We start from the raw sequence: 25,570 nt of genomic DNA on the forward strand, positions 1-25,570 counted from the left end.
TGTCGCAAATTTCTAATCTTGCTAGCAGATTGGAATTTTTTGCGGCAAATATGGCAAGACAATTCTTTTAAAATAAATCGATAACTATTCGAAAGGAGGAAAACACATGCCTCGTAAAGGTCCTGTTTCCAAACGTGACGTGTTACCAGATCCAATTTATAGTTCAAAACTAGTAACTCGTTTAATTAATAAAATGATGGTTGATGGTAAAAGAGGTACTTCTCAAAAGATTTTATACGGTGCGTTCGATCTAGTGAAAGAACGTTCTGGTCAAAATCCAATTGAAGTATTCGAAGCTGCCCTAAATAACGTAATGCCAGTTCTTGAAGTACGCGCTCGCCGTGTTGGTGGTTCTAACTACCAAGTGCCAGTAGAAGTACGTCCAGAACGTCGTACAACTTTAGGTCTTCGTTACCTAGTTAACTACGCTCGTCTTCGTGGTGAAAAAACAATGGAAGAGCGTTTAGCTAACGAAATCCTTGATGCTTCTAACAACACTGGTGCATCAGTTAAAAAGCGTGAAGATATGCATAAAATGGCAGAAGCGAACAAAGCATTCGCTCACTACCGTTGGTAATCTAAACATCGCATAAGCCCAATATGGAAGGAGAAATACCTCATGAAACGCGAATTCTCTCTTGAGAATACTCGTAATATTGGGATCATGGCTCACATTGATGCTGGTAAAACAACAACTACTGAGCGTATCCTTTATTACACAGGTAAGATTCACAAAATCGGTGAAACTCACGAAGGCGCTTCTCAAATGGACTGGATGGAGCAAGAGCAAGAACGTGGTATCACAATCACTTCTGCTGCAACAACAGCTCAATGGAACGGCCACCGTGTAAACATCATCGATACTCCTGGACACGTAGACTTCACTGTAGAAGTTGAACGTTCACTACGCGTACTTGATGGTGCTGTAACAGTTCTTGATGCTCAATCTGGTGTTGAACCTCAAACTGAAACAGTATGGCGTCAAGCTACAACTTACGGCGTTCCACGTATCGTGTTCATTAACAAAATGGATAAAACAGGTGCAGACTTCCTATATTCTGTAGGCACTCTACACGAACGTTTACAAGCAAACGCTCACCCTATCCAATTACCTATCGGAGCTGAAGATCAGTTCTCAGCAATCATTGACTTAGTGGAAATGAAAGCTACTTTCTACGGCGACGAAAAAGGTACAGCAGTAACTGAAGGTGAAATTCCTGAAGAGCACCGCGCACAAGCTGAAGAATACCGTGAAAAATTAATCGATGCTGTTGCAAGTGTTGATGAAGATATCATGGAAAAATATTTAGAAGGCGAAGAAATTTCTGTTGCTGAACTTAAAGCGGCTATCCGTCGTGCTACGATCGCAGTAGAATTTTACCCAGTAATCTGTGGTACAGCATTCAAACACAAAGGCGTACGCCCAATGTTAGATGCAGTTATCGATTACTTACCATCTCCATTAGATGTACCAGCAATCAAAGGTACTGATGTTGATGGTGAAGAAGAATTAGAACGTCATTCTTCAGATGAAGAGCCATTCTCAGCTCTTGCATTCAAAGTTATGACTGACCCATTCGTAGGTAAATTAACTTTCTTCCGTGTGTACTCTGGAACTTTAGAATCAGGTTCATACGTACAAAACTCTTCTAAAGGTAAACGTGAGCGTGTAGGACGTATCCTACAAATGCACGCAAACTCTCGTGAAGAGATTTCTAAAGTATATGCTGGGGACATCGCAGCAGCAGTAGGTCTTAAAGATACTACTACTGGTGATACTCTATGTGACGAGAAAAACCTAGTTATTCTTGAATCAATGGAATTCCCTGAGCCAGTAATTTCTCTTTCTGTAGAACCAAAATCAAAAGCTGACCAAGATAAAATGGGTCAAGCTTTACAAAAACTTCAAGAAGAGGATCCAACTTTCCGTGCTCACACTGACACAGAAACTGGTCAAACAATCATCTCAGGTATGGGTGAGCTTCACCTTGATATCTTAGTTGACCGTATGCGCCGTGAATTTAAAGTAGAAGCTAACGTAGGTGCTCCAATGGTATCTTACCGTGAAACATTCCGTAGCTCTGCAAAAGTTCAAGGTAAATTCACTCGCCAATCTGGTGGTCGTGGACAATATGGTGACGTAACGATTGAGTTCTCTCCAAATGAAGAAGGTAAAGGCTTTGAATTCGAAAACGCTATCGTTGGTGGTGTAGTACCTCGTGAATACATTCCTGCAGTTGAAGCTGGTCTTCGTGACTCTCTTGAACGCGGTGTAGTAGCTGGTTACCCACTTATCGACATTAAAGCGAAATTAGTATTCGGTTCTTACCATGACGTTGACTCGAATGAGATGGCGTTCAAAATTGCCGCATCTATGGCTCTTAAAGAAGCTGCTAAACAATGTGATGCAGTTATCTTAGAACCAATGATGAAAGTAGAAGTTGTAATTCCAGAAGAATACCTTGGTGATATCATGGGTAACATTACTTCTCGTCGCGGACGCGTTGAGGGTATGGAAGCTCGCGGTAACTCTCAAGTTGTTCGTGCAATGGTTCCTTTATCGGAAATGTTTGGATATGCAACAACTCTACGTTCAGCAACACAAGGTCGTGGTGTATTCTCAATGACATTCGATCATTATGAAGAAGTACCAAAATCGATCGCTGCTGACATCGTCAAAAAAAATAAAGGTGAATAATTGAATTTTCATCTTGCATAAAGTATAACTAATTTGTAAGCTATGATTGTGGGATGGTGGATGGGCCCGTTCGCCATCAGCAATCATTCTATAAATTTTCTAAAAAATATAAACATATAATTTTGAGGAGGCAATCTCTAATGGCTAAAGAAAAATTCGACCGTTCAAAAACGCATGCTAACATTGGTACAATCGGACACGTTGACCATGGTAAAACAACTTTAACTGCTGCTATCGCAACAGTTCTTTCTAAAAAAATGGGTGGGGAAGCTAAATCATACGCTGATATCGATAACGCTCCAGAAGAAAAAGAACGTGGTATCACAATCAATACTTCTCACGTAGAATACGAAACTGATACTCGTCACTATGCACACGTTGACTGCCCAGGACACGCTGACTATGTTAAAAACATGATCACTGGTGCTGCACAAATGGACGGCGGTATCTTAGTAGTATCTGCTGCTGATGGCCCAATGCCACAAACTCGTGAACACATCCTTTTATCTCGTCAAGTAGGTGTTCCATACTTAGTAGTATTCATGAACAAATGTGATATGGTAGACGACGAAGAATTATTAGAATTAGTAGAAATGGAAATCCGTGACCTACTATCTGAATATGAATTCCCAGGTGACGATCTTCCTGTAATCAAAGGTTCTGCTCTTAAAGCTCTTGAAGGTGAAGCAGAATGGGAAGAAAAAATCGTTGAATTAATGGACGCTGTAGATGCTTACATCCCAACTCCAGAACGTCAAACTGACAAACCATTCATGATGCCAGTAGAGGACGTATTCTCTATCACTGGTCGTGGTACAGTTGCAACTGGCCGTGTTGAACGTGGTCAAGTTAAAGTTGGTGACGTAGTTGAGATCGTTGGTATCTCTGAAGAAGCAAAATCTACTACTGTAACTGGTGTAGAAATGTTCCGTAAATTATTAGACTACGCTGAAGCTGGTGACAACATCGGTGCTTTACTTCGTGGTGTAGCTCGTGAAGAAATCCAACGTGGTCAAGTATTAGCTAAACCAGGCTCAATCACTCCACACACTAACTTCAAAGCTGAAGTTTATGTTTTATCAAAAGAAGAGGGTGGCCGTCATACTCCATTCTTCTCTAACTACCGTCCTCAGTTCTACTTCCGTACAACTGACGTAACAGGTATCTGTAACTTACCAGAAGGCGTTGAAATGGTAATGCCTGGTGATAACATCGAAATGACAGTAGAACTTATCGCTCCAATCGCTCTTGAAGAAGGTACTAAATTCTCTATCCGTGAGGGTGGCCGTACTGTAGGCGCTGGCGTAGTTGCTTCTATCCAAAAATAATTTAAGCATTTAGCTTATTTTCAAAACCAATCTGTAGGGACGCTTACAGATTGGTTTTTTATGTTAAAATAGGTAAAGAGCATTTGATAAACTCGTTTAAATTAGCTTATTTTATGTATACATAACAAATGAAATACCAAAAAACAGAAATTACTTAACACGATAAAAGTAAATAGAATTTCCCTGTGCGAAAACGGAAATCAATCTCACGTTTTGGTGATAGAACTATTTAATACATATCAATATTTATGGAAGGAGAATTTGCATATGGAGATGAAAATACTACTGATTGAAGACGATCCATCCATTTTCGAAATGATTCAAACACGTTTTGCACAATGGTCCCTTCAGGTTGTAGGCCCTACAGATTTCCAAAAGGTGATGGATGATTTTATTGAGCAAAAGCCGCAGCTTGTATTAATTGACATTCAGCTACCTGCTTATGATGGCTTTCATTGGTGTCGTGAAATACGTCATATCTCAAAGGTACCAATTCTCTTTCTATCTTCACGAGACCATCCAATGGATATGGTAATGGCCATGCAAATGGGAGCAGATGATTTTGTGCAAAAGCCTTTCCATATGGAGGTATTACTAGCAAAGGTACAAGCAATTTTACGCCGGACCTATGACTATATAGAAGAATCAATGGATGTTACACGTTTTAATGGTGCGGTTATTGATTATGCACGCAGTGAAATTATGTATGAGGGTAATCTTGCTTCGTTGACCAAAAATGAACTCTTTATTTTACGCATTTTAGTGGAAAAGGCCGATCAAATAGTTTCTAGAGATGATTTAATGCGAAAGTTATGGGATGATGAGCGTTTCGTTAATGATAATACCTTGTCGGTAAATGTTAATCGATTACGTAGTAAGTTAGAGGATATAGGTTTGCAAGAAGCGATTTTAACTAAAAAGGGACTTGGTTATATGGCTGTAACACAAGGGACGTGAGTGATAATGCTAATTTTATTTTTAAGAGAACGACTCGCTTGGATAGGATTTTTCGCTTTTATCATCATCATGATCAATGTTTTATTTTCTTTAGATGCTGGATTAGAAGGAATATCTATTTGGTATATAAATATTAGCATGCTTATTAGTTTTATGATCTTCCTTTTTTGGCGATATGTAGTAGAAGTGGGGCAGGTGAAGGTTTTCCTGGGAAATGTGGAAAGTCAAATCGATGATGTGCATAGCAAAAATTTTGGGTTATCACCTTTTCAAGTAGCATATCTTACGAAAATTGAAGATTTTTTTTATGATAAAAATACAGAGTTAAATCAAGCAAAGGTACAGCTACAGGAATATTCGGATGAGCTCCTAGCATGGGTGCACGAAGTAAAGGCACCTCTGACTTCAATTAATTTAATGTTGGATCATATAGATGATTTGACATTACGTCGTAAATTAGAGACTGAGTGGCTAAGACTGCATTTATTAGTTGACCAGCAGCTCCACCAAACACGGTTAGCTTCTATTGAAAAAGATAATTATATGACGGAGATCGAGCTAAAAACTGTGGTCTATAAAGAAATAAGAGCTATGCAGGCATGGTGCATTGAAAAAGGTATCGGTTTTGAGATTGAAGAGTTAGCTGAAACAGTGGTGACGGATGGTAAATGGCTAGCCTTTATTATCCGTCAAATTTTGTCCAATGCCATTAAATATAGTCCCGCGAATTCAGAGGTATTGATCTTTACTGAAGTAGATGCTACTGGAGCAACACTACTACATATAAAAGATGCAGGTATTGGTATTCGTAAGGAGGATCTACCCCGTATTTTTTATAAATCGTATACGGGGACAGCTGGGAGAGAGTCTGCACAATCTACAGGTATGGGTCTATACTTAGCGCATAATGTGGCACAGAAAATTGGGGTTCGTATTACTGTCCAATCTATCGTGGGGGAAGGTTCGATATTTACATTACGTTTCCCATTGCAAAATGAATATGTCCAACTAACAGGTAGATGACGAAATTGTCACCTACCTTTTTATATTGTCATGTAAAACACACGAATTATCGAAGAGGACAGGGTACACTTGAATTATAGAAAGGGGCGTTTACAAGTGGCGGTTTTAATTGGTCGTAAAGTAAAAAAAGTATATGGTAAAAAATCAACAGCCCAAGAGGTGTTAAAGGGTATTGATGTAGAAGTAAATCAAGGTGAATTTGTTGGTATTATGGGACCTTCAGGCTCTGGGAAGACAACACTTTTAAATGTTTTGTGTTCGATTGACTTTGCAACAGAAGGTGTTATTGAAATAAATGGTCAAAACTTACGTGGTATGAAGGAGAAGGCGTTAGCTAATTTCCGTCGTGAACAATTAGGATTCATATTCCAAGATTATAATTTGTTAGATACACTAACGGTGAAAGAAAATATTCTACTACCATTAGCTATTGGTAGGCTTCCAAAGGCTGTCGCGGAGAGCCGTGTTAAGGAGCTAACACATTTGTTAGGTATTACGGAGATTTTAAATAAATATCCTAACGAAATATCAGGTGGCCAAAAGCAACGTACATCGGCGGCTCGAGCGCTAATTACAAATCCGTCTCTTGTATTTGCTGATGAGCCTACAGGGGCACTTGACTCAAAATCAGCCACTGCACTTTTAAAAAATCTACAAAGTATTAATGAATCAAAAAAAGCAACGATTATGATGGTTACGCATGATGCAGTAGCAGCGAGTTTTTGCACACGTGTTTTATTTTTGAAGGACGGACTTATTTATAGTGAGCTATATAAAGGAGATAAAACAAGACAAGCATTTTTCCAAGAAATCATGCATACGCAAAGTGTGCTAGGCGGTGACGGCTATGAGTCTTAGTAAGCTCGTGTTACGCAGTATGAAGAAAAATATGAAGCATTATTATTTATATTTTTTCGCACTTATTTTTAGTGTTACTTTATATTTTTCTTTTGTGACACTGCAGAATAATACTGAAGTGCTGGCTACAGTACAAGAGAGCGGTACTGCCACAGCAGGTTTCGCTGCAGCAACCTATATGCTGTACTTTATTGTCTTGTTTTTCGTACTTTATGCAAACCATCTATTTATGAAGCGTCGTAGTAAGGAAATTGGCTTGTATCAGCTAATAGGGATGACAAAGGGGCTTATCGTACGCTTATTAGCGGTAGAAAGTATCCTATTGTTTGTAGGCGCGGTCATTTTAGGTATGCTTGCTGGGTTCTTTAGTTCACGTTTATTTACAATGATTTTACTACGTGTACTGGAAAAAGAGGCACTTGTGACGATGACATTTAGTACAGAGGCATTGCAACAGTCTATCGTAGTATTTGCCATTCTACTAGTCATAGTACTCGTGCAAATGGCTTGGATGATTTATCGCGTATCATTACTATCATTATTCAGTGCTTCTAAGCAAGCCGATGAGCGCGTAAAGCGTTTCAACCCATTACAAATGGTTATTGGTTTTTTAGGACTTGTGCTAATTGCGTATGGCTATTATGCATCAACGAAGCTTTTCGATATTAATTCTCAGGGTAATTTAACGCTTAATATGATTATTATTTTAGCCACTACCATCGGCGGAACGTTCCTTGTTTTCCGTTTCTCTGTAGCATTTATTATGAATTCTATTCGTCTTAAGAAAAATGGACATCTAACTGTCCGTGATGTATTAGCACTAACACCGATTATGCATCGCATGAAAGGTAATGCGAAATCCTTAACGCTTATAACAGTTTTAACGGGTGTTTCACTTGGGGTTACAACATTAGCATATATAGCGTATTATTCAACAGGCTCGTCGTCATATAGTCAAGTACCTGCAGATTATATTTTACTTGAAGACCATTTCCAAGAGTTTTTAAAGGAGCTTGAAGAAAATAATATTGCTTTTGAAAAAGTAGATTACCGATTACAGAGTGTTTCAGCTTCTTTTTCACAATTATTGTCTGAAAGTCAGCAAAATGAAGATAATCCCCTTTATGGTGCAGAAGGAATCATTACTACAATTCCGATTTCTGACTATCAACAAATAGCTCCTGAAGCTTCTGTATCGGGTTACGATGTTATTTTAACAAACTATAGTGGCTATATGGCAGAAATGTTTCCGCTTGAAAAGGATCGTGATGTAGATATTACTATAGGAAGTCCAGAGGAAGGTCGTAAAAAAACCCTTCATGTAACAGATGTGCGACATGAAAGTATTATAAGTGGTGCTGTGACTGGTGGGCCTGGGGGACCTGTTTTCGTAGTTTCAGATGCATTGTTTGAAGAAATAGCTGCTCACGAAGATATTGATATGTTGCATAAACAAACTTCTATTCACCTAAAGAATAAAAGTGATTTAGCTCTAGCGGAGAATTTATATGCAAAGAGTTCGAGTGTGAAAAAAGATGGAGTTGATTATTCATTCTATTTACAGTCCTATGAAAAACAACGTAAAGAGAATTTAGAAACTTTAGGTTTATCAATTTTCACCGTAGCATTTTTAGGCTTAGCATTTTTAATGACAACTGGTAGTATTTTATACTTTAAGCAAATGTCTGAGGCTGAAGAGGAGCGAGCTTCGTATACGATATTAAGAAAGATTGGCTTCGCTGAAAAGGATATTATGAAAGGCATATATATGAAACAAGCCTTTAATTTTGGCGTCCCATTAATAATAGGGCTGCTCCATAGTTACTTTGCTGTGAAGTCTGGATGGTTTTTATTCGGCTCAGAGTTAACTACACCATTATGGATTGCTATGAGCTGTTATATTGCGTTATACGCTATCTTCGCTGTACTTTCCGTTGGCTATTATAAAAAAGTTATTCGTGAATCATTATAATAGGAAGAAATCTAAAAGCAGTATGATTATTTAAGATCATACTGTTTTTGTCGTTTAAATTCGGAAGATTATTATAGGGGTATAAAAATATCTTGACTTTTAATTATTAGAGGATTAAAGTTTAACGTATTAGTAATCTAGTGTATGAAAGTGAAGTGTTGAAATGAACGCAGTAATTGTGGCAGTGGCTATCATGCTAATATTAAGCTTGCTCCGTATCAATGTTGTTCTTTCCCTTGTGTTGGGGGCCTTTGCAGGAGGTCTAACAAGTGGTATGGGTATTGAAGCAACTGTAAAGTCATTTACAGAAGGCCTAGGAGCCGGCGCAACGATTGCTTTAAGTTATGGATTGCTTGGTGGTTTCGCTATTGCCATCTCAAAAACGGGAATTCCTGAATTAATGATTGCAGGGATTTTAAAGATATTAAATAAAAACGGTACAAGTAATCGAAAAGGTTTAGTAAAGGTGCTCATCTTCTTATTAATCTTTATGATGTCTATTTTCTCACAAAATTTAATTCCGATTCATATTGCCTTTATTCCATTATTGATACCGCCAATCTTAAAGGTTTTAAATTTGCTTGAGGTTGACCGCCGGATTATTGCAACGTTAATTGCTGTTGGTTTAATAGGGACATATAGTTTCGTTCCTGCTGGCTTCGGAGCTATTTTCCAAGATATCGTTTCTACTCAAGTATCTGAGGCTGGTATGGAGGCATCTTCACGTGATGTGCCAGTAGCGATGGCTATACCTATTCTGGGGATGTTAATTGGGCTATGTGTAGCCTTTTTCGTTTACCGTAAGCCTCGACAATATCAAAATAATGATGTGGAGACAGCTTCTTTAAACGTTAATGTTAGTAAGTTCGTTATTTTTTCTACGACTGTGGCTTTAATTGTCTCTCTATGTGCCCAAATTTATACTGATTCAATGATTGTAGGTGCTTTTGCGGGCATTATGATTATGTATTTCACTGGTGCACTTAAATGGAAGGAAGCAGATGAGATTCTTTCTGAGGGAATGAAGATGATGGCCTTTATCGGTTTTGTTATGATCGCTGCAAATGGTTTTGCATCTGTGATTAACGCAACAGGTCATGTAGATAGCTTAATTAATAGCTCTATAAACATTCTTCAAGGGAATAAGAGTCTTGCTATATTTATTATGTTGGTTATTGGTTTAATTGTGACGATGGGAATCGGTTCATCATTTGCAACCGTTCCTATTATAGCAACTTTATTTGTTCCTCTTGGACAAGGGTTAGGAATGAGTCCGTTGGCGATTTTATGTCTAATAGGCACAGCTGGTGCTTTAGGAGATGCAGGCTCTCCTGCTTCAGATTCTACTCTTGGACCAACAGCTGGTTTAAATGTAGATGGACAGCATAATCACATTTGGGATACCTGTGTGCCAACGTTTACGTTCATTAACATCCCACTTATTATATTTGGCTGGGTTGCATGTGTGTTTTTCTTATAAATTGATAGAATGGGCGGCTTCTTTATAAAAGAGGCTGCTTTTTTTATTAAATTGCTTCTTTAATATGTAACGAATGCGAAGCGACAGCAAACAGAAGTCTCCCATCTCAATAAATTGATAGAAAATAAGAAGGTAATTTTCATTTCATTCCTGAAGTGAGTTCAACAGTACTCGTTTTTGTGGTTAGTTAATTGTTAGAAATATTAAAAAACGTTGATATAACAGCCTTAAGTGTTGCAATATGCAAAGGAATTTTATATACTAATAAACGGCTTAGAAAAGCGAGAAATATTAGTGAAAATAGTAGTACTAAAGAATATCTGCAACATTTAAAAGAATTTAGCGAAAAGACTTGCTTATTCTTTTTTTATTGTATATAATGTTGAATGTTGGTCTTTGACTGCGATGAAACGAGAGGTTGCCGACACACCCGGCCGCTTTGCCATGGCGGTGTGTGGGAGAATTTTCGTGGAGAATGTCTAGAAAATAGGCGAGAAGGAGGGAAAATAATGGCAAAACAAAAGATTCGTATTCGTTTAAAAGCGTATGATCACCGTATTTTAGATCAGTCTGCTGAGAAAATTGTGGAAACTGCAAAACGTTCAGGTGCAAGTGTATCAGGTCCGATTCCACTTCCAACTGAGAAGTCTGTGTACACAATTCTTCGTGCTGTTCACAAGTACAAAGATTCTCGTGAACAATTCGAAATGCGTACGCATAAACGTCTGATCGATATCGTTAACCCAACACCACAAACTGTTGATGCGTTAATGAAACTTGATTTACCATCTGGCGTTGATATCGAAATCAAACTTTAATGGTAAAAAATATAACTTTTTTAAAACTTACAGGAGGTGTGACAAATGGCTAAAGGAATCTTAGGTAGAAAAATTGGTATGACACAAGTTTTCGCTGAAAACGGCGATTTAATCCCGGTAACAGTTATCGAAGCTACTCCAAACGTAGTACTTCAAAAGAAATCTGTTGAAACAGACGGCTACGAAGCTATCCAAGTTGGTTTCGAAGACAAGCGTGTTAAGCTTTCTAACAAACCAGAACAAGGTCACGTAGCAAAAGCGAACACTGCTCCTAAGCGCTTCATTCGTGAATTCCGCAACGTGAATACGGAAGAATACGAAGTTGGTCAAGAAGTCAAAGTAGAAATTTTCGCAGAAGGCGATGTAATTGATGTAACAGGTGTTACTAAAGGTAAAGGTTTCCAAGGTGTAATTAAACGCCATGGTCAATCTCGTGGTCCTATGGCCCACGGTTCTCGTTACCACCGTCGTCCTGGTTCAATGGGTCCAGTTGCTCCGAACCGCGTATTCAAACAAAAGAAATTACCTGGTCAAATGGGTGGCACAGTAGTTACAATCCAAAACTTAGAAATCGTGAAAGTTGATGCGGAACGTAACTTGCTACTTGTTAAAGGTAATGTTCCTGGTTCTAAAAAAGCTCTAGTTACAGTTAAAACTGCAATTAAAGCTAAGTAATCACCTAAGGAAAGGAGGAAACAGGAATGACAAAAGTATCTGTACTTAGTCAAACAGGTGCTTCAGTTGGTGAAATCGAATTAAACGATGCGATTTTTGGAATCGAGCCAAATGAAGCAGTATTATTCGACGCTGTAGTAGCTCAACGTGCTTCTCTTCGTCAAGGTAATCACAAGGTTAAAAACCGTTCTGAAGTTGCTGGTGGTGGTCGTAAACCATGGCGTCAAAAAGGAACTGGTCGTGCTCGTCAAGGTTCTATCCGTTCTCCACAATGGCGCGGTGGTGGTATCGTATTCGGTCCAACTCCACGTAGCTACTCTTACAAATTACCTAAAAAAGTTCGTCGCTTAGCTCTTAAATCAGCTTTATCAGCTAAAGTTGTAGAACAAAACTTCTTAGTTCTTGATGCTCTTACATTAGCAGCACCAAAAACAAAAGAATTCACAAAAATTCTTAAAGATCTTTCTTTAGAGAAAAAATCTTTATTCGTAACTGCTGACCTAGATGAAAACGTAGCATTATCTGCTCGTAACATCCCTGGTGTAACAGTTTTAACTGCAAATGGAATCAACGTTCTTGATCTTTTAGGTCATGAAAAAGTTGTATTCACAAAATCTGCAGTAGAAAAAGTTGAGGAGGTGCTTGGATAATGGAAGCACGTGATATTTTAAAACGTCCGGTCATTACTGAGCGTTCTTCAGAACTTATGGCAGAGAAAAAGTATACTTTCGAAGTAGACACTCGCGCTAACAAAACTCAAGTAAAAGACGCTGTAGAAGAAATCTTTGGTGTAACAGTTGAGAAAGTAAACGTTCTTAACTACAAAGGTAAATTCAAACGCGTTGGCCGTTACGGTGGTTACACTAACAAACGTCGTAAAGCGATTGTTAAATTAACTGCTGATAGCAAAGAAATCGAATTATTCGAAATGTAATCCTTTAAGGATTTATGATTTGAACACTCAAGAAGGAGGGAAACACAATGGCGATTAAAAAGTATAAACCTACCTCTAATGGTCGTCGTAATATGACGTCTTTAGACTTTGCGGAAATTACAACTAACAAGCCTGAGAAATCATTGCTTGAACCAACTAAACGCAAAGCTGGTCGTAACAACCAAGGTAAAATCACTGTTCGTCATCATGGCGGTGGACATAAGAAGCAATACCGTGTTATCGATTTCAAACGTGTAAAAGATGGCATTCCGGCTAAAGTTGCTACTATTGAATATGATCCAAACCGTTCTGCGAATATCGCATTAATCAACTACGCTGATGGAGCAAAAGCTTACATCTTAGCACCTAAAGGTCTAGAGGTTGGTCAAACAATCGTATCTGGTCCAGATGCTGATATTAAAGTAGGTAACGCATTACCATTAGCAAACATTCCAATGGGTACAACAATCCATAACATCGAGTTAAAACCTGGTAAAGGTGGACAATTAGTACGTTCTGCTGGTACTTCTGCGCAAGTACTTGGTCGTGAAGACAAATACGTAATCGTTCGTCTACAATCTGGTGAAGTTCGTTTAGTGTTAGCTACTTGCCGCGCTACAATCGGTCAAGTTGGTAACGAACAACACGAACTAGTACACATCGGTAAAGCAGGTCGTAGCCGTTGGTTAGGTAAACGCCCAGAAGTTCGTGGTTCTGTAATGAACCCTAACGATCACCCACACGGCGGTGGTGAAGGACGTTCTCCAATCGGACGTAAATCACCAATGACTCCTTGGGGTAAACCAGCACTTGGTTACAAAACTCGCAAGAAGAAAAACAAATCGGATAAATTCATCATCCGTAGTCGTAAAAAATAATGTGGTTAAACTACGGTTCTATGTGAGAGCCGTGGTGGAATCACGGAGGGAGGTTCCTACATGGGTCGCAGCTTGAAAAAAGGACCTTTTGTTGATGGTCACTTAATGAAAAAAGTGGAAGCACAAGAGGCTTCTGAGAAAAAACAAGTTATCAAAACTTGGTCACGCCGTTCTACAATCTTTCCTAACTTTATTGGTTTAACGATTGCTGTTTATGATGGACGTAAACACGTTCCTGTATACGTAACAGAAGATATGGTAGGCCATAAACTTGGTGAGTTCGCACCGACACGTGCTTACAAAGGTCACGGTGCAGACGACAAGAAAACAAGACGCTAATTTTGAGAGGAGGTAAATCCTAATGACACAAGCTAAAGCTATCGCTCGTACTGTTCGCATTGCTCCTCGTAAAGTACGTCTAGTTGTAGACTTAATCCGAGGCAAGCAAGTTGGTGAGGCAGTTGCAATTTTACGTCATACTCCAAAAGCGGCGTCTCCAGTCGTTGAAAAAGTATTAAAATCTGCAGTTGCTAACGCTGAACACAACTACGATCTTGACATCAACTCTTTAGTAGTTTCTGAAGTTTTCGTTGATGAAGGTCCAACATTAAAACGTTTCCGTCCACGTGCACAAGGACGTGCAAGCGCAATTAACAAACGCACAAGCCACATTACTCTAGTGGTATCTGAGAAGAAGGAGGGTTAATCCGTGGGTCAAAAAGTACATCCAATAGGACTACGCGTTGGTGTTATTCGTGACTGGGAGTCAAAATGGTACGCTGAAAAAGACTATGCAACTCTACTTCACGAAGACATCAAAGTGCGTAAATATATTGAAACGGCTCTTAAAGACGCTTCTGTTTCTAAAGTAGAAATCGAACGCGCTGCAAACCGTGTAAACATTACAATTCACACTGCGAAACCAGGTATGGTAATCGGTAAAGGTGGTTCTGAAGTTGAAAACCTTCGTAAATACCTTAGCGATTTAACTGGTAAACGTGTACACATCAACATTATCGAAATCAAACGTGCTGATCTTGACGCTCGTCTAGTAGCTGAAAACATCGCTCGTCAATTAGAAAACCGTGTATCATTCCGTCGTGCGCAAAAGCAAGCGATCCAACGCACAATTCGTGCTGGTGCAAAAGGAATTAAAACACAAGTATCTGGTCGTTTAGGTGGCGCTGATATCGCGCGTGCTGAACACTATAGTGAAGGAACTGTTCCACTTCATACTCTACGTGCTGACATCGACTATGCACACGCAGAAGCTGACACTACTTACGGTAAATTAGGCGTTAAAGTATGGATCTACCGTGGTGAAGTTCTTCCTACGAAGAAATCTGTGGAAGGAGGCAAATAATATGTTATTGCCTAAACGCGTAAAATACCGTCGTGAACACCGCGGAAACATGCGTGGCGAAGCGAAAGGCGGTAAAGAAGTATCTTTCGGCGAATGGGGCCTACAAGCTCAAACAGCTAGCTGGATTACTAACCGTCAAATCGAATCTGCACGTATCGCGATGACTCGTTACATGAAACGTGGCGGTAAAGTTTGGATTAAAATCTTCCCACACAAACCTTACACTAAAAAACCTCTAGAAGTCCGCATGGGTTCTGGTAAAGGTTCTCCTGAAGGTTGGGTTGCAGTAGTAAAACCAGGAAAAGTTATGTTCGAAATCGCTGGTGTATCTGAAGAGGTTGCACGTGAAGCACTTCGTTTAGCATCACATAAGCTTCCTGTTAAATGTAAGATCGTAAAACGTCAAGAAACTGGTGGTGAATCTAATGAAAGCTAATGAAATCCGTGACCTTGCCACTTCTGAATTAGAATTAAAAGTGAAATCACTGAAAGAAGAGCTTTTCAACCTTCGCTTCCAATTGGCGACTGGTCAATTAGAAAACACAGCTCGTATTCGTGAAGTGCGTAAAGCAATCGCGCGTATGAAAACTGTTATTCGTGAAAGAGAAATCAGTGCAAATAACTGATAAAGGAGGTTTTCAAGTATGACTGAGCGTAATCAACGCAAAGTTTACACGGGCCGCGTTGTTTCAGATAAAATGGATAAAACAATTTCTGTTCTAGTTGAAACTCACAAAAAGCACAAGCTTTATGGTAAACGTGTAAAGTACTCTAAAAAGTTTAAGGCTCATGATGAGTTAAACACAGCGAAAATCGGTGATATCGTACGTATCATGGAAACTCGCCCGCTATCAGCTACTAAACGTTTCCGTCTAGTTGAAGTTGTAGAAAAAGCGGTTATTATTTAATAACTATTTCGGAACAACCAATTTCCGAAGGGAGGTAACCTAAGTGATCCAACAAGAAAGTCGTATGAAAGTTGCTGACAACTCAGGTGCACGTGAAGTTCTTACAATTAAAGTCCTTGGTGGCTCTGGCCGTAAAACTGCTAACATCGGTGATATCGTTGTTTGTACAGTTAAGAAAGCAACACCAGGTGGCGTTGTTAAGAAGGGTGACGTTGTTAAGGCTGTTATCGTTCGTACTAAATCAGGCGTACGTCGTAAAGATGGTACGTACATCAAATTTGATGAAAATGCTTGTGTAATTATTCGTGATGATAAATCACCACGCGGAACTCGTATTTTCGGACCTGTTGCACGTGAATTACGTGACAGCAACTTCATGAAAATCGTTTCTCTAGCTCCAGAAGTTCTTTAATTTCATGACAGTGCCAATCAAGGAGGTGCGACAGCATGCATGTAAAAAAAGGTGACAAGGTTAAGGTTATCACTGGTAAGGACAAAGGCAAAGAAGGCGTAATCCTTGCTGCTTACCCTAAACAAGATCGCGTTCTTGTTGAAGGTGTGAACATCGTGAAAAAACACGTAAAACCTAACCAATTGAATCCACAAGGTGGTATTGTAAGCCAAGAGGCTGCAATTCACGTTTCGAACGTAATGCTAATCGATCCTAAATCTGGCGAGCCGACTCGTGTAGGTTATAAAATCGAAAACGGTAAAAAAGTTCGTGTTGCAAAAAAATCAGGTGCAGTAATCGACTAATTTTTATAAAAGAAGGGAGGTACACAAATGAGCCGCCTAAAAGAAAAATATTTAAATGAAGTTTCACCTGCTCTTATGAGCAAGTTTGGATATAAATCAGTTATGCAATTGCCGAAAGTTGACAAAATCGTTATCAACATGGGTGTTGGTGACGCAGTTCAAAACTCAAAAGCATTAGATGCAGCTGTAGAAGAACTAACAATTATCACTGGTCAAAAACCAGTAGTAACTAAAGCGAAAAAATCGATTGCAGGTTTCCGTCTACGTGAAGGTATGCCTATCGGTGCTAAAGTTACATTACGCGGTGAGCGTATGTATGAATTCTTGGATAAATTAATCTCAATTTCACTACCTCGTGTACGTGACTTCCGTGGTGTTTCTAAAAAAGCATTCGATGGTCGCGGTAACTACACTTTAGGTGTTAAAGAGCAATTAATTTTCCCAGAAATCGATTACGATAAAGTTTCAAAAGTACGCGGTATGGACATCGTGATCGTAACGACAGCGAATTCTGATGAAGAAGCTCGCGAGTTATTGACACAATTCGGTATGCCGTTCCAAAAGTAATTAAACAAGGAGGGCGAAAACGTGGCTAAAAAATCTATGATCGTTAAACAACAACGTAAGCAAAAGTTTAAAGTGCAAGAATATACACGTTGTGAACGCTGTGGCCGTCCACACTCTGTATATCGTAAATTTAAACTTTGCCGTATTTGTTTCCGAGAACTTGCATATAAGGGACAAATTCCTGGCGTGAAAAAAGCCAGCTGGTAATCCCCTAATTTGGGAAGGAGGTAAATGTAATGACAATGACTGATCCGATTGCAGATATGCTTACTCGCATTCGTAATGCGAACATGGTTCGTCACGAAAAGTTAGAAGTACCAGCTTCCAACGTGAAAAAAGAAATCGCTGAAATTTTAAAGCGTGAAGGTTTCGTACGTGACGTAGAATACGTGGAAGATAACAAACAAGGTATCATCCGTATCTTCTTAAAATACGGTAAAGATAACGAGCGCGTTATCACTGGTTTAAAACGTATTTCTAAACCTGGTCTACGAGTATATGCTAAAACAAATGAAGTGCCTAAAGTACTGAACGGTCTTGGTATCGCTTTAGTGTCAACTTCACAAGGTCTATTAACAGATAAAGAAGCTCGCGCTAAACAAGTTGGCGGCGAAGTTCTAGCATACGTTTGGTAATTAGCAATAAATGAATGGAGGTGCAACTAAATGTCTCGTGTAGGTAAAAAAATTATCGAGGTACCAGCTAACGTAACTGTTACTGTTGCAGCTGACAACACAGTTACTGTTAAAGGTCCTAAAGGCGAACTTGTTCGTTCTTTCCACCAAGATATGAAAATTGAGCAAGAAGGTAACGTAATCTCAGTATCACGTCCTTCTGACTCAAAAGAACACCGCACAAACCACGGTACTACTCGTGCGCTATTAGCGAACATGGTTACTGGTGTTTCTGTAGGTTTCGAAAAATCATTAGAACTAATCGGTGTCGGTTACCGTGCGCAATTACAAGGTAAAAAACTTGTTCTTAACGTAGGTTACTCACATCCAGTTGAGTTCACACCTGAAGATGGTTTAGAAGTAGAAGTTCCTTCTAACACTAAGATCATCGTTAAAGGTATCAGCAAAGAACGTGTTGGTGCTCTTGCATCTAACATCCGTGACGTGCGTCCACCAGAGCCTTACAAAGGTAAAGGTATCCGTTATGAAGGCGAATATGTTCGTCGTAAAGAAGGTAAAACAGGTAAATAATGCTTCCTAAGCATTAGAAAGGAGTGACCCTTGTGATTACGAAACAAGATAAAAATCAGGTTCGTAAAAAACGTCATGCACGCGTACGTTCTAAAATTACAGGTACTGCTGAGCGTCCACGCTTAAACGTATTCCGTTCAAACAAGAACATCTACGCTCAACTTATCGATGACGTAGCAGGCGTAACAATTGTTAGCGCATCTTCTCAAGAAAATGGTTTTGAAGGCGCTGGTAGCAATGTTGATGCTGCAACTAAAGTCGGTGAAACAATCGCAAAACGCGCTACGGAAAAAAATATTACTGCTGTAGTATTTGACCGTGGTGGTTACTTATATCATGGACGTGTAAAAGCTTTAGCTGAAGCAGCACGTGAGAACGGTTTACAATTTTAATAAAAAGGAGGGACACATTTCATGAGTCGAATTGACGCAAACAAACTTGGAGAACTTGAAGAACGCGTAGTTACTATTAACCGTGTTGCTAAAGTTGTTAAAGGTGGACGTCGCTTCCGCTTCACAGCATTAGTTGTTGTTGGCGATAAAAACGGTCACGTTGGATTCGGTACTGGTAAAGCTCAAGAGGTGCCAGATGCTATCCGCAAAGCTGTTGAAGATGCGAAGAAAAACTTAATCGAAGTGCCACGCGTAGGTGGAACAACTCCACACTTAGTGCAAGGTCGCTTTGGTGCAGGAGAAATTCTAATTAAACCTGCTGCTCCTGGTACAGGGGTTATCGCTGGTGGTCCAGTACGTGCAGTACTAGAACTTGCTGGTATTACTGATATTCTTTCAAAATCTCTTGGAACTAACACACCAATCAATATGGTGCGTGCAACTATTCAAGGTTTAACTGAATTAAAACGCGTAGAGGACGTAGCTAAATTACGTGGTAAATCAGTGGAAGAATTATTAGGATAAGGGGGGAAAGATAATGGCTAACAAATTAGAAATCACCCTTACAAAATCTGTGATTGGTACTAAACCAGCGCAACGTAAAACAATCGAAGCTCTAGGTTTACGCAAATTACACCAAACTGTTGAGAAAGCTGATAATGCAGCTACTCGCGGTATGCTTGATAAAGTAGCTCACTTAGTTACTGTAAAAGAAATTTAATTTCCAATTATTGAACAAGGAGGTGCCACCCACTATGAAACTGCATGAGTTAAAACCAGCAGAAGGTTCTCGTAAACAACGCAACCGCGTTGGTCGTGGTATCGGTTCTGGTAACGGTAAAACAGCAGGTAAAGGTCATAAAGGTCAAAACGCTCGTTCTGGTGGCGGTGTACGCCCAGGCTTTGAAGGCGGTCAAAACCCATTATTCCGTCGTTTACCAAAACGTGGCTTTACGAACATTAACCGTAAAGAATACGCTATCGTTAACCTTGACACTTTAAACCGTTTCGAAGACGGTGCAGAGGTAACTGCTGCATTATTACTTGAAACTGGTCTTGTGAGCAATGAAAAAGCTGGAATTAAAGTTCTTGGAAACGGAACTCTTAACAAAAAGCTTACAGTAAAAGCTCATAAATTCTCTGCTTCAGCTAAAGAAGCAATCGAGAATGCCGGCGGAACTACTGAGGTGATTTAATGTTTCAGACGATCTCTAACTTTATGCGTGTTCGAGATATACGAAATAAAATCATTTTCACTCTTTTAATGTTAATCGTTTTCCGTATTGGTACGTTTGTACCAGTACCAAACGTTGACGCTAATGTATTAAAGGCAACTGATGAGTTCAATCTCGTTGGTTTCCTGAATACTTTTGGCGGTGGTGCTTTGAAAAACTTCTCTATCTTTGCGATGGGAATTATGCCTTACATCACTGCTTCAATTATTGTTCAGTTATTGCAAATGGACGTAGTACCGAAATTTGCTGAATGGGCAAAGCAAGGTGAAGTCGGAAGACGAAAACTTGCTCAATTTACTCGTTACTTTACAATTATTCTTGCCTTAATCCAATCATTCGCACTTTCATTTGGTTTTAACAAAATGTATGGCGGATCATTGATTAAAGAAGAAGGAATTTTAACATACGTTACAATTTCTATTGTATTAACAGCGGGTACAGCATTCCTAGTATGGCTTGCTGAACAAATTACTGCGCATGGTGTTGGTAATGGTATTTCAGTTGTAATTTTCGCAGGTATCGTTGCGGCATTACCGAATGGCATTAACCAAATCTATGCACAGCAAATCGAGGGTGCTGGGGATAAATTATTTATCAATCTAGTGATTCTTGGTTTACTTATTTTAATTTTGCTTGCAGTTGTTGTTGGAGTTATCTACGTGCAACAAGCACTACGTAAAATTCCAATTCAATATGCAAAACGAGTTACTGGGCGCAACCAACAAACTGGTGCTCAACAAACGCACTTACCGTTAAAAGTAAATGCTGCGGGGGTTATTCCGGTAATCTTTGCATCAGCGTTCCTGATGACACCACGTACGTTAGTTCCGTTCTTTGGTGAAGGTAACGTAGCTTCATTCATTCAAAACACGTTTGATTATACAAAACCTGTTGGGATGATTCTTTACGTTGCATTGATCATCGCGTTCACATATTTCTATGCATTCGTACAAGTGAATCCGGAAAATGTGGCAGATAACTTGAAAAAGCAAGGTGCTTACATTCCAGGTATTCGTCCTGGTGAAAGTACGCAAACGTATTTAACAAGCGTGTTATATCGTCTGACATTTGTCGGTGCGATTTTCTTAACTGTTATTTCAGTAATGCCGGTTATATTCATAAACTTTATGAATCTACCTGCCACAGTGCAGATCGGTGGTACTAGTATAATTATCGTAGTCGGCGTTGCGCTCGAAACGATGAAACAGCTAGAATCTCAACTTGTTAAACGTCACTACAAAGGCTTTATGAAATAATGTTGGTTTTTAGGGAACGTTTCACCGTTTCCTGAAATCAGCAAACCTTTTGTGGGAGGAATATTTCCGTATGAATATCGTTTTAATGGGTCTGCCAGGTGCTGGTAAAGGTACTCAGGCAGATAAAATCGTTGAGAAGTACGCGATTCCTCATATTTCTACAGGCGATATGTTCCGTGCTGCTATTAAAGATGGTACAGAACTAGGCTTGCAAGCTAAATCGTTTATGGATCAAGGTGCTCTAGTACCGGATGAAGTAACGATTGGTATTGTTCGTGAACGACTTGCTAAACATGATTGTGAAAAGGGCTTCTTATTAGATGGATTCCCACGTACTGTTCCTCAAGCTGAAGCTTTGGACAACATTCTTGCTGACCTTGGTAAAGCTATTGAACATACGATTAACATCCAAGTTGAAAAAGATGAGTTAGTTGCTCGTCTGTCAGGTCGTCGTATTTGTAAAACTTGTGGTACATCTTATCATCTTGTTTTCAATCCTCCAGCTGAGGAAGGAAAATGTGATAAAGATGGTGGCGAGCTTTATACACGTGCGGATGATAATCCTGAAACGGTTGCAAACCGTCTGGAAGTAAATATGAAACAAGCACAACCTTTACTTGACTACTATGAAGTAAAAGGTGTGTTAACTAATATAGATGGACAGCAAGATATTAACAAAGTGTTTGCTGATCTTGATGCTCTATTACAGGGCAGCCGCAGCTGATACCCGGCTCCGGGCGCAGAATACTGCTTCCGCGGGAGGCATGCGGGAGCAACAACGAAACATAATTTTTTGAGAGTTGCAAAAGCATATTGTGCCCGGTATATATTTCTTTTAAAAAGTGCAACATTACTTTTGAAAGAGTATAATGGGTTTCGTGGAAGCATCTGTGTAACGGGTATGAATATCTCATCAAAGACATTCCGGTATTCGTGTAAACATGGGAGGTTCAGCACCCTTAATGGTTCTGTATATTCCGTGGATTGTGTGAAGCGAAACCAGACGAGCGTCTTTCAAACATCTCTCATACAATCCAAACATATGTTGAAACGAGGTTGCTTCTATAGTTGCAGCAGATATCCGTTTGATGTAACGATGAGAACTTTAATTTGCATATAGAGAGGAGACAGAGTAGATGGCGAAAGATGATGTAATTGAAGTCGAAGGGACAGTTGTTGAGACTTTGCCAAACGCGATGTTTAAGGTAGAATTAGAAAATGGACATGTGATTCTAGCACACGTTTCTGGTAAGATTCGTATGCACTTTATCCGTATTCTACCTGGAGATAAGGTTACTATCGAGTTATCTCCTTATGATTTAACTCGCGGTCGTATCACATACCGTTTTAAATAATCTTTTGCGCTCCGGACTACTAAGGAGGTTAGGTTAGATGAAAGTGAGACCATCTGTAAAACCGATCTGCGAAAAATGTAAAGTAATTCGCCGACGCGGTAAAGTAATGGTAATTTGTGAAAATCCTAAACACAAACAAAAACAAGGTTAATTCTAAAGGAGGTGCACAACGTACATGGCACGTATTGCTGGTGTTGACATTCCTCGCGACAAACGCGTGGTAATTTCATTAACTTACATTTACGGTATTGGTAAAACTACAGCTCAGAAAGTATTAGCTGACGCAGGTATTTCAGAAGATACACGCGTACGCGACTTAACTGAAGATGAGTTAAACAAAATCCGTGAACAATTAGACTCATACAAACTTGAAGGTGACTTACGTCGCGAAACTTCATTAAATATTAAACGTCTGATGGAAATCGGTTCATTCCGTGGTATCCGTCACCGTCGTGGTTTACCTGTTCGTGGTCAAAATACGAAGAACAATGCGCGTACGCGTAAAGGTCCTCGTAAAACAGTAGCGAACAAGAAAAAATAATCAGTAAAGGAGGTTCCTTCTTAACATGGCTCGTAAACAACAAACTCGTAAACGTCGTGTGAAAAAGAATATCGAATCTGGTATTGCACACATTCGTTCTACATTCAACAATACAATCGTAACGATTACAGATATGCAAGGTAACGCTGTATCTTGGTCAAGTGCTGGTGCTCTTGGTTTCCGTGGTTCACGTAAATCTACACCATTCGCTGCTCAAATGGCTGCAGAAACTGCTGCTAAAGCATCCCTTGAACATGGTCTGAAAACGTTGGAAGTAACTGTTAAAGGTCCTGGTGCAGGTCGTGAAGCTGCAATTCGTGCACTTCAAGCTGCTGGTTTAGAAGTAACTGCTATTAAAGACGTTACTCCAGTTCCTCATAATGGTTGCCGTCCGCCAAAACGTCGTCGCGTGTAATGGGTGCGTCTCATATTGTATGAGAACATCATTTTTTGTACAGACTGTCTTGTGCAGATAATAAACGATACGTCAATGACGATCGAATCTATGATGGAAAGAACCTATACATTCGATGTTTTGAAGGAGGGTAAATAAAATGATCGAAATTGAAAAACCAAAGATTGAAACGGTGGAGATCAGCGAAGATTCCAAATATGGAAAGTTTGTTGTAGAACCGCTTGAACGCGGATATGGAAACACTTTGGGTAATTCTTTACGTCGTATCCTTCTGTCTTCATTACCAGGAGCTGCTGTCACTTCAATTCAAATTGACGGTGTTCTTCACGAATTCTCAACTGTAGAAGGCGTTGTAGAGGATGTAGCTTCAATTATTTTGAACGTGAAAAAACTAGCTCTTAAAATCTACTCTGACGAAGAAAAAGTTATTGAGATTGATGTAAAAGGCGATGGTACAGTTACAGCTGCTGACATTACACATGACAGTGATGTAGAAATTTTAAACCCGGATCTATATATTGCAACAATCGCTAAAAACGGTCATTTACGTATGCGTATGTACGCACAACGCGGCCGTGGTTACACTCCTGCTGATCAAAACAAACGTGAGGATCTTCCTATCGGCGTGATCCCGATCGACTCTATTTACACTCCAGTATCACGCGTCAATTTCCAAGTGGAAAATACTCGTGTAGGTCAGTCTTCTGACTACGATAAACTTTCACTTGATGTGTGGACAGATGGTAGCATCGGTCCGAAAGAGGCGATTTCGCTCGGAGCAAAAATTTTAACCGAGCATCTAAACATCTTCGTTGGCATGACAGATGAGGCACAAACAGCTGAAATCATGGTCGAAAAAGAAGAAGATCAAAAAGAAAAAGTTTTAGAGATGACTATCGAAGAACTTGATCTTTCTGTTCGTTCTTATAACTGCTTAAAACGCGCTGGTATTAACACAGTACTAGAACTTGCGAATAAGTCAGAAGACGACATGATGAAAGTTCGTAACCTTGGACGTAAGTCACTAGAAGAAGTAAAAGCGAAGTTAGAAGAGCTTGGTTTAGGGTTACGCAAAGAAGACTAAGCGATTTAAACAAAACTTACAAGATCAGATATTTTTTATAAAGGAGGGAAACATCCATGGGTTACAGAAAACTTGGTCGTACAAGTTCTCAACGTAAAGCGATGTTACGTGACTTAGCTACTGATTTAATCATCAACGAGCGTATCGAAACTACTGAGGCTCGCGCTAAAGAAGTACGTAAAGCTGTTGAAAAAATGATTACTTTAGGTAAACGCGGTGATTTACATGCACGCCGTCAAGCTGCTGCATTCATCCGTCGTGAACTAGTAACAACTACTGATGCTGAAGGTAACGAAACAACTTCATTTGCACTTCAAAAGTTATTTGATGATGTTGCACCACGTTATGCAGAGCGTCAAGGTGGTTACACTCGTATTCTTAAAGTAGGTCCTCGTCGTGGTGACGGTGCACCTGTTGTAGTGATTGAATTAGTTTAATCATAAGAGAAAACAAGTGGTGAAGAGGGTGGAATCACCACCCTCTTTCTTTATAAACGATTTATACGACAAATAATTAAGCTGAGCGTTATGATGAGCGGACACTGTTGTGTGGCGTCTCGTTTAGCTCTCCGCACCTCATTCAGACGAAACTAGGGCTTGAGCACCCGTGTTTCTTGAAAATGTAACGACTAGCGCATTTCTATCGAATGAGGTGCGCGCTTTTTTATTTTTTAGGGAAGTATGGTAGCGCCAATTTTATGGTGCTTTTTTTTATAGTCTGATTTTAGAATGACGATCACCAGATGTTCGGGATCTCCACCCCAATATTTGGTGTATTCGTATATGATAGCCTTTATAGAAAAAACAAAAGAATGATAAGTGTTATAGCACTTTTCTTTTATCGACATAATGATTGTAGTAGAATTCATACAT

At 39.5% G+C, this 25,570-nt stretch carries 37 protein-coding genes and 1 pseudogene; all 38 read left to right on the forward strand.

The annotated features are described in order from the left end of the window. Positions 1-106: 106 nt before the first annotated feature. The 38 genes and pseudogenes from rpsG to rplQ all read left to right on the forward strand — a co-directional run bounded on the left by rpsG (position 107) and on the right by rplQ (position 25,135). A complete protein-coding gene (rpsG, locus tag MOK21_RS18300; RefSeq protein WP_132362681.1) occupies positions 107-577 on the forward strand; it encodes a 30S ribosomal protein S7 in 471 nt (156 codons plus the stop codon). 42 nt (positions 578-619) lie between these two features. Continuing rightward, positions 620-2,698, forward strand: coding sequence for an elongation factor G (gene fusA, locus MOK21_RS18305; protein WP_249075413.1), 2,079 nt, complete (start codon positions 620-622; stop codon positions 2,696-2,698). 140 nt (positions 2,699-2,838) lie between these two features. Continuing rightward, entirely contained in the window at positions 2,839-4,026 is a 1,188-nt protein-coding gene (gene tuf, locus MOK21_RS18310) for an elongation factor Tu (protein ID WP_249075414.1), read from the forward strand. Between the two features lie 267 nt (positions 4,027-4,293). Continuing rightward, complete coding sequence (locus MOK21_RS18315; protein ID WP_283164779.1) at positions 4,294-4,983, forward strand: response regulator transcription factor; 690 nt, start codon at positions 4,294-4,296, stop codon at positions 4,981-4,983. Positions 4,984-4,989: 6 nt separating this feature from the next. Then, complete coding sequence (locus MOK21_RS18320) at positions 4,990-6,006, forward strand: sensor histidine kinase (RefSeq protein WP_249075415.1); 1,017 nt, start codon at positions 4,990-4,992, stop codon at positions 6,004-6,006. A gap of 96 nt (positions 6,007-6,102) precedes the next feature. Further along, positions 6,103-6,864 carry an ABC transporter ATP-binding protein gene (locus MOK21_RS18325; protein WP_249075442.1) on the forward strand — a complete coding sequence of 254 codons (762 nt, stop codon included), beginning with the start codon at positions 6,103-6,105 and terminating at the stop codon, positions 6,862-6,864. Beyond that, positions 6,854-8,836: an FtsX-like permease family protein gene (locus MOK21_RS18330; RefSeq protein WP_249075416.1), complete on the forward strand. Its 1,983-nt coding sequence runs from the start codon at positions 6,854-6,856 to the stop codon at positions 8,834-8,836. The genes MOK21_RS18325 and MOK21_RS18330 overlap by 11 nt, the downstream gene beginning before the upstream one ends. Before the next feature lie 163 nt (positions 8,837-8,999). After that, positions 9,000-10,316 carry a Na+/H+ antiporter family protein gene (locus tag MOK21_RS18335; RefSeq protein WP_249075417.1) on the forward strand — a complete coding sequence of 439 codons (1,317 nt, stop codon included), beginning with the start codon at positions 9,000-9,002 and terminating at the stop codon, positions 10,314-10,316. Positions 10,317-10,825: 509 nt separating this feature from the next. Then, positions 10,826-11,134 (forward strand): 30S ribosomal protein S10, encoded by a 309-nt coding sequence (gene rpsJ, locus MOK21_RS18340; RefSeq protein WP_004233624.1) that lies wholly within the window; start codon positions 10,826-10,828, stop codon positions 11,132-11,134. A gap of 45 nt (positions 11,135-11,179) precedes the next feature. After that, positions 11,180-11,809, forward strand: a complete 630-nt coding sequence (rplC, locus tag MOK21_RS18345; RefSeq protein WP_249075418.1) for a 50S ribosomal protein L3 — start codon at positions 11,180-11,182, stop codon at positions 11,807-11,809. 26 nt (positions 11,810-11,835) lie between these two features. Further along, a complete protein-coding gene (gene rplD / locus MOK21_RS18350; protein ID WP_012296062.1) occupies positions 11,836-12,459 on the forward strand; it encodes a 50S ribosomal protein L4 in 624 nt (207 codons plus the stop codon). Further along, the gene (rplW, locus tag MOK21_RS18355) at positions 12,459-12,743 is read left to right on the forward strand and encodes a 50S ribosomal protein L23 (protein ID WP_053482811.1); all 285 of its coding nucleotides are present in this window, start codon (positions 12,459-12,461) and stop codon (positions 12,741-12,743) included. Before rplD ends, rplW begins: the two co-directional genes overlap by 1 nt. Positions 12,744-12,790: 47 nt before the next feature. Further along, positions 12,791-13,621, forward strand: a complete 831-nt coding sequence (gene rplB, locus MOK21_RS18360; RefSeq protein WP_036124661.1) for a 50S ribosomal protein L2 — start codon at positions 12,791-12,793, stop codon at positions 13,619-13,621. 60 nt (positions 13,622-13,681) lie between these two features. Then, positions 13,682-13,960: a 30S ribosomal protein S19 gene (rpsS, locus tag MOK21_RS18365; RefSeq protein ID WP_249075419.1), complete on the forward strand. Its 279-nt coding sequence runs from the start codon at positions 13,682-13,684 to the stop codon at positions 13,958-13,960. A 22-nt stretch (positions 13,961-13,982) separates the two neighbouring features. Next, a complete protein-coding gene (gene rplV, locus MOK21_RS18370) occupies positions 13,983-14,327 on the forward strand; it encodes a 50S ribosomal protein L22 (RefSeq protein WP_004233639.1) in 345 nt (114 codons plus the stop codon). A gap of 3 nt (positions 14,328-14,330) precedes the next feature. Then, a complete protein-coding gene (gene rpsC, locus MOK21_RS18375) occupies positions 14,331-14,984 on the forward strand; it encodes a 30S ribosomal protein S3 (RefSeq protein WP_249075420.1) in 654 nt (217 codons plus the stop codon). A 1-nt stretch (position 14,985) separates the two neighbouring features. Further along, the gene (gene rplP / locus MOK21_RS18380; protein ID WP_054767906.1) at positions 14,986-15,420 is read left to right on the forward strand and encodes a 50S ribosomal protein L16; all 435 of its coding nucleotides are present in this window, start codon (positions 14,986-14,988) and stop codon (positions 15,418-15,420) included. Then, the gene (gene rpmC / locus MOK21_RS18385) at positions 15,410-15,610 is read left to right on the forward strand and encodes a 50S ribosomal protein L29 (protein WP_049662852.1); all 201 of its coding nucleotides are present in this window, start codon (positions 15,410-15,412) and stop codon (positions 15,608-15,610) included. The genes rplP and rpmC overlap by 11 nt, the downstream gene beginning before the upstream one ends. An 18-nt stretch (positions 15,611-15,628) precedes the next feature. Beyond that, complete coding sequence (rpsQ, locus tag MOK21_RS18390; protein ID WP_053482810.1) at positions 15,629-15,892, forward strand: 30S ribosomal protein S17; 264 nt, start codon at positions 15,629-15,631, stop codon at positions 15,890-15,892. Positions 15,893-15,935: 43 nt separating this feature from the next. Continuing rightward, the gene (gene rplN, locus MOK21_RS18395; RefSeq protein WP_004233650.1) at positions 15,936-16,304 is read left to right on the forward strand and encodes a 50S ribosomal protein L14; all 369 of its coding nucleotides are present in this window, start codon (positions 15,936-15,938) and stop codon (positions 16,302-16,304) included. A 35-nt stretch (positions 16,305-16,339) separates the two neighbouring features. Then, complete coding sequence (gene rplX, locus MOK21_RS18400) at positions 16,340-16,648, forward strand: 50S ribosomal protein L24 (RefSeq protein WP_053482809.1); 309 nt, start codon at positions 16,340-16,342, stop codon at positions 16,646-16,648. 27 nt (positions 16,649-16,675) lie between these two features. Continuing rightward, positions 16,676-17,215: a 50S ribosomal protein L5 gene (gene rplE, locus MOK21_RS18405; RefSeq protein ID WP_008181719.1), complete on the forward strand. Its 540-nt coding sequence runs from the start codon at positions 16,676-16,678 to the stop codon at positions 17,213-17,215. Between the two features lie 21 nt (positions 17,216-17,236). Further along, positions 17,237-17,422, forward strand: a complete 186-nt coding sequence (locus MOK21_RS18410) for a type Z 30S ribosomal protein S14 (RefSeq protein WP_004233656.1) — start codon at positions 17,237-17,239, stop codon at positions 17,420-17,422. 29 nt (positions 17,423-17,451) lie between these two features. Continuing rightward, entirely contained in the window at positions 17,452-17,850 is a 399-nt protein-coding gene (gene rpsH, locus MOK21_RS18415) for a 30S ribosomal protein S8 (RefSeq protein WP_008181717.1), read from the forward strand. Between the two features lie 30 nt (positions 17,851-17,880). Continuing rightward, positions 17,881-18,420: a 50S ribosomal protein L6 gene (gene rplF / locus MOK21_RS18420; protein WP_249075421.1), complete on the forward strand. Its 540-nt coding sequence runs from the start codon at positions 17,881-17,883 to the stop codon at positions 18,418-18,420. 32 nt (positions 18,421-18,452) lie between these two features. Then, entirely contained in the window at positions 18,453-18,812 is a 360-nt protein-coding gene (rplR, locus tag MOK21_RS18425; protein WP_100542761.1) for a 50S ribosomal protein L18, read from the forward strand. Between the two features lie 21 nt (positions 18,813-18,833). Then, positions 18,834-19,337 (forward strand): 30S ribosomal protein S5, encoded by a 504-nt coding sequence (rpsE, locus tag MOK21_RS18430; RefSeq protein WP_249075422.1) that lies wholly within the window; start codon positions 18,834-18,836, stop codon positions 19,335-19,337. Between the two features lie 13 nt (positions 19,338-19,350). Next, positions 19,351-19,533, forward strand: a complete 183-nt coding sequence (gene rpmD, locus MOK21_RS18435; protein ID WP_054771429.1) for a 50S ribosomal protein L30 — start codon at positions 19,351-19,353, stop codon at positions 19,531-19,533. A gap of 34 nt (positions 19,534-19,567) precedes the next feature. Further along, complete coding sequence (gene rplO, locus MOK21_RS18440) at positions 19,568-20,008, forward strand: 50S ribosomal protein L15 (protein ID WP_249075423.1); 441 nt, start codon at positions 19,568-19,570, stop codon at positions 20,006-20,008. Continuing rightward, positions 20,008-21,303 carry a preprotein translocase subunit SecY gene (gene secY, locus MOK21_RS18445; RefSeq protein ID WP_249075424.1) on the forward strand — a complete coding sequence of 432 codons (1,296 nt, stop codon included), beginning with the start codon at positions 20,008-20,010 and terminating at the stop codon, positions 21,301-21,303. Before rplO ends, secY begins: the two co-directional genes overlap by 1 nt. Positions 21,304-21,373: 70 nt before the next feature. Continuing rightward, positions 21,374-22,027, forward strand: a complete 654-nt coding sequence (locus MOK21_RS18450; protein ID WP_249075425.1) for an adenylate kinase — start codon at positions 21,374-21,376, stop codon at positions 22,025-22,027. 248 nt (positions 22,028-22,275) lie between these two features. Beyond that, a pseudogene (locus tag MOK21_RS18455) lies at positions 22,276-22,353 on the forward strand (type I methionyl aminopeptidase); the annotation flags it as partial. Positions 22,354-22,439: 86 nt separating this feature from the next. Next, the gene (infA, locus tag MOK21_RS18460) at positions 22,440-22,658 is read left to right on the forward strand and encodes a translation initiation factor IF-1 (RefSeq protein WP_004233690.1); all 219 of its coding nucleotides are present in this window, start codon (positions 22,440-22,442) and stop codon (positions 22,656-22,658) included. A 37-nt stretch (positions 22,659-22,695) separates the two neighbouring features. Further along, a complete protein-coding gene (gene rpmJ, locus MOK21_RS18465) occupies positions 22,696-22,809 on the forward strand; it encodes a 50S ribosomal protein L36 (RefSeq protein ID WP_000868344.1) in 114 nt (37 codons plus the stop codon). A gap of 24 nt (positions 22,810-22,833) precedes the next feature. Further along, positions 22,834-23,199 (forward strand): 30S ribosomal protein S13, encoded by a 366-nt coding sequence (gene rpsM, locus MOK21_RS18470; protein ID WP_049662875.1) that lies wholly within the window; start codon positions 22,834-22,836, stop codon positions 23,197-23,199. Between the two features lie 25 nt (positions 23,200-23,224). Beyond that, positions 23,225-23,614, forward strand: coding sequence for a 30S ribosomal protein S11 (gene rpsK / locus MOK21_RS18475; protein WP_036151912.1), 390 nt, complete (start codon positions 23,225-23,227; stop codon positions 23,612-23,614). 139 nt (positions 23,615-23,753) lie between these two features. Beyond that, positions 23,754-24,698 (forward strand): DNA-directed RNA polymerase subunit alpha, encoded by a 945-nt coding sequence (locus tag MOK21_RS18480; protein WP_004233733.1) that lies wholly within the window; start codon positions 23,754-23,756, stop codon positions 24,696-24,698. A 56-nt stretch (positions 24,699-24,754) separates the two neighbouring features. Continuing rightward, positions 24,755-25,135, forward strand: coding sequence for a 50S ribosomal protein L17 (gene rplQ, locus MOK21_RS18485; RefSeq protein ID WP_012296051.1), 381 nt, complete (start codon positions 24,755-24,757; stop codon positions 25,133-25,135). Positions 25,136-25,570 lie beyond the last annotated feature (435 nt).

Origin of the sequence: Lysinibacillus sp. BPa_S21, assembly GCF_023337795.1 — a bacterium.
Classification (GTDB): domain Bacteria; phylum Bacillota; class Bacilli; order Bacillales_A; family Planococcaceae; genus Lysinibacillus.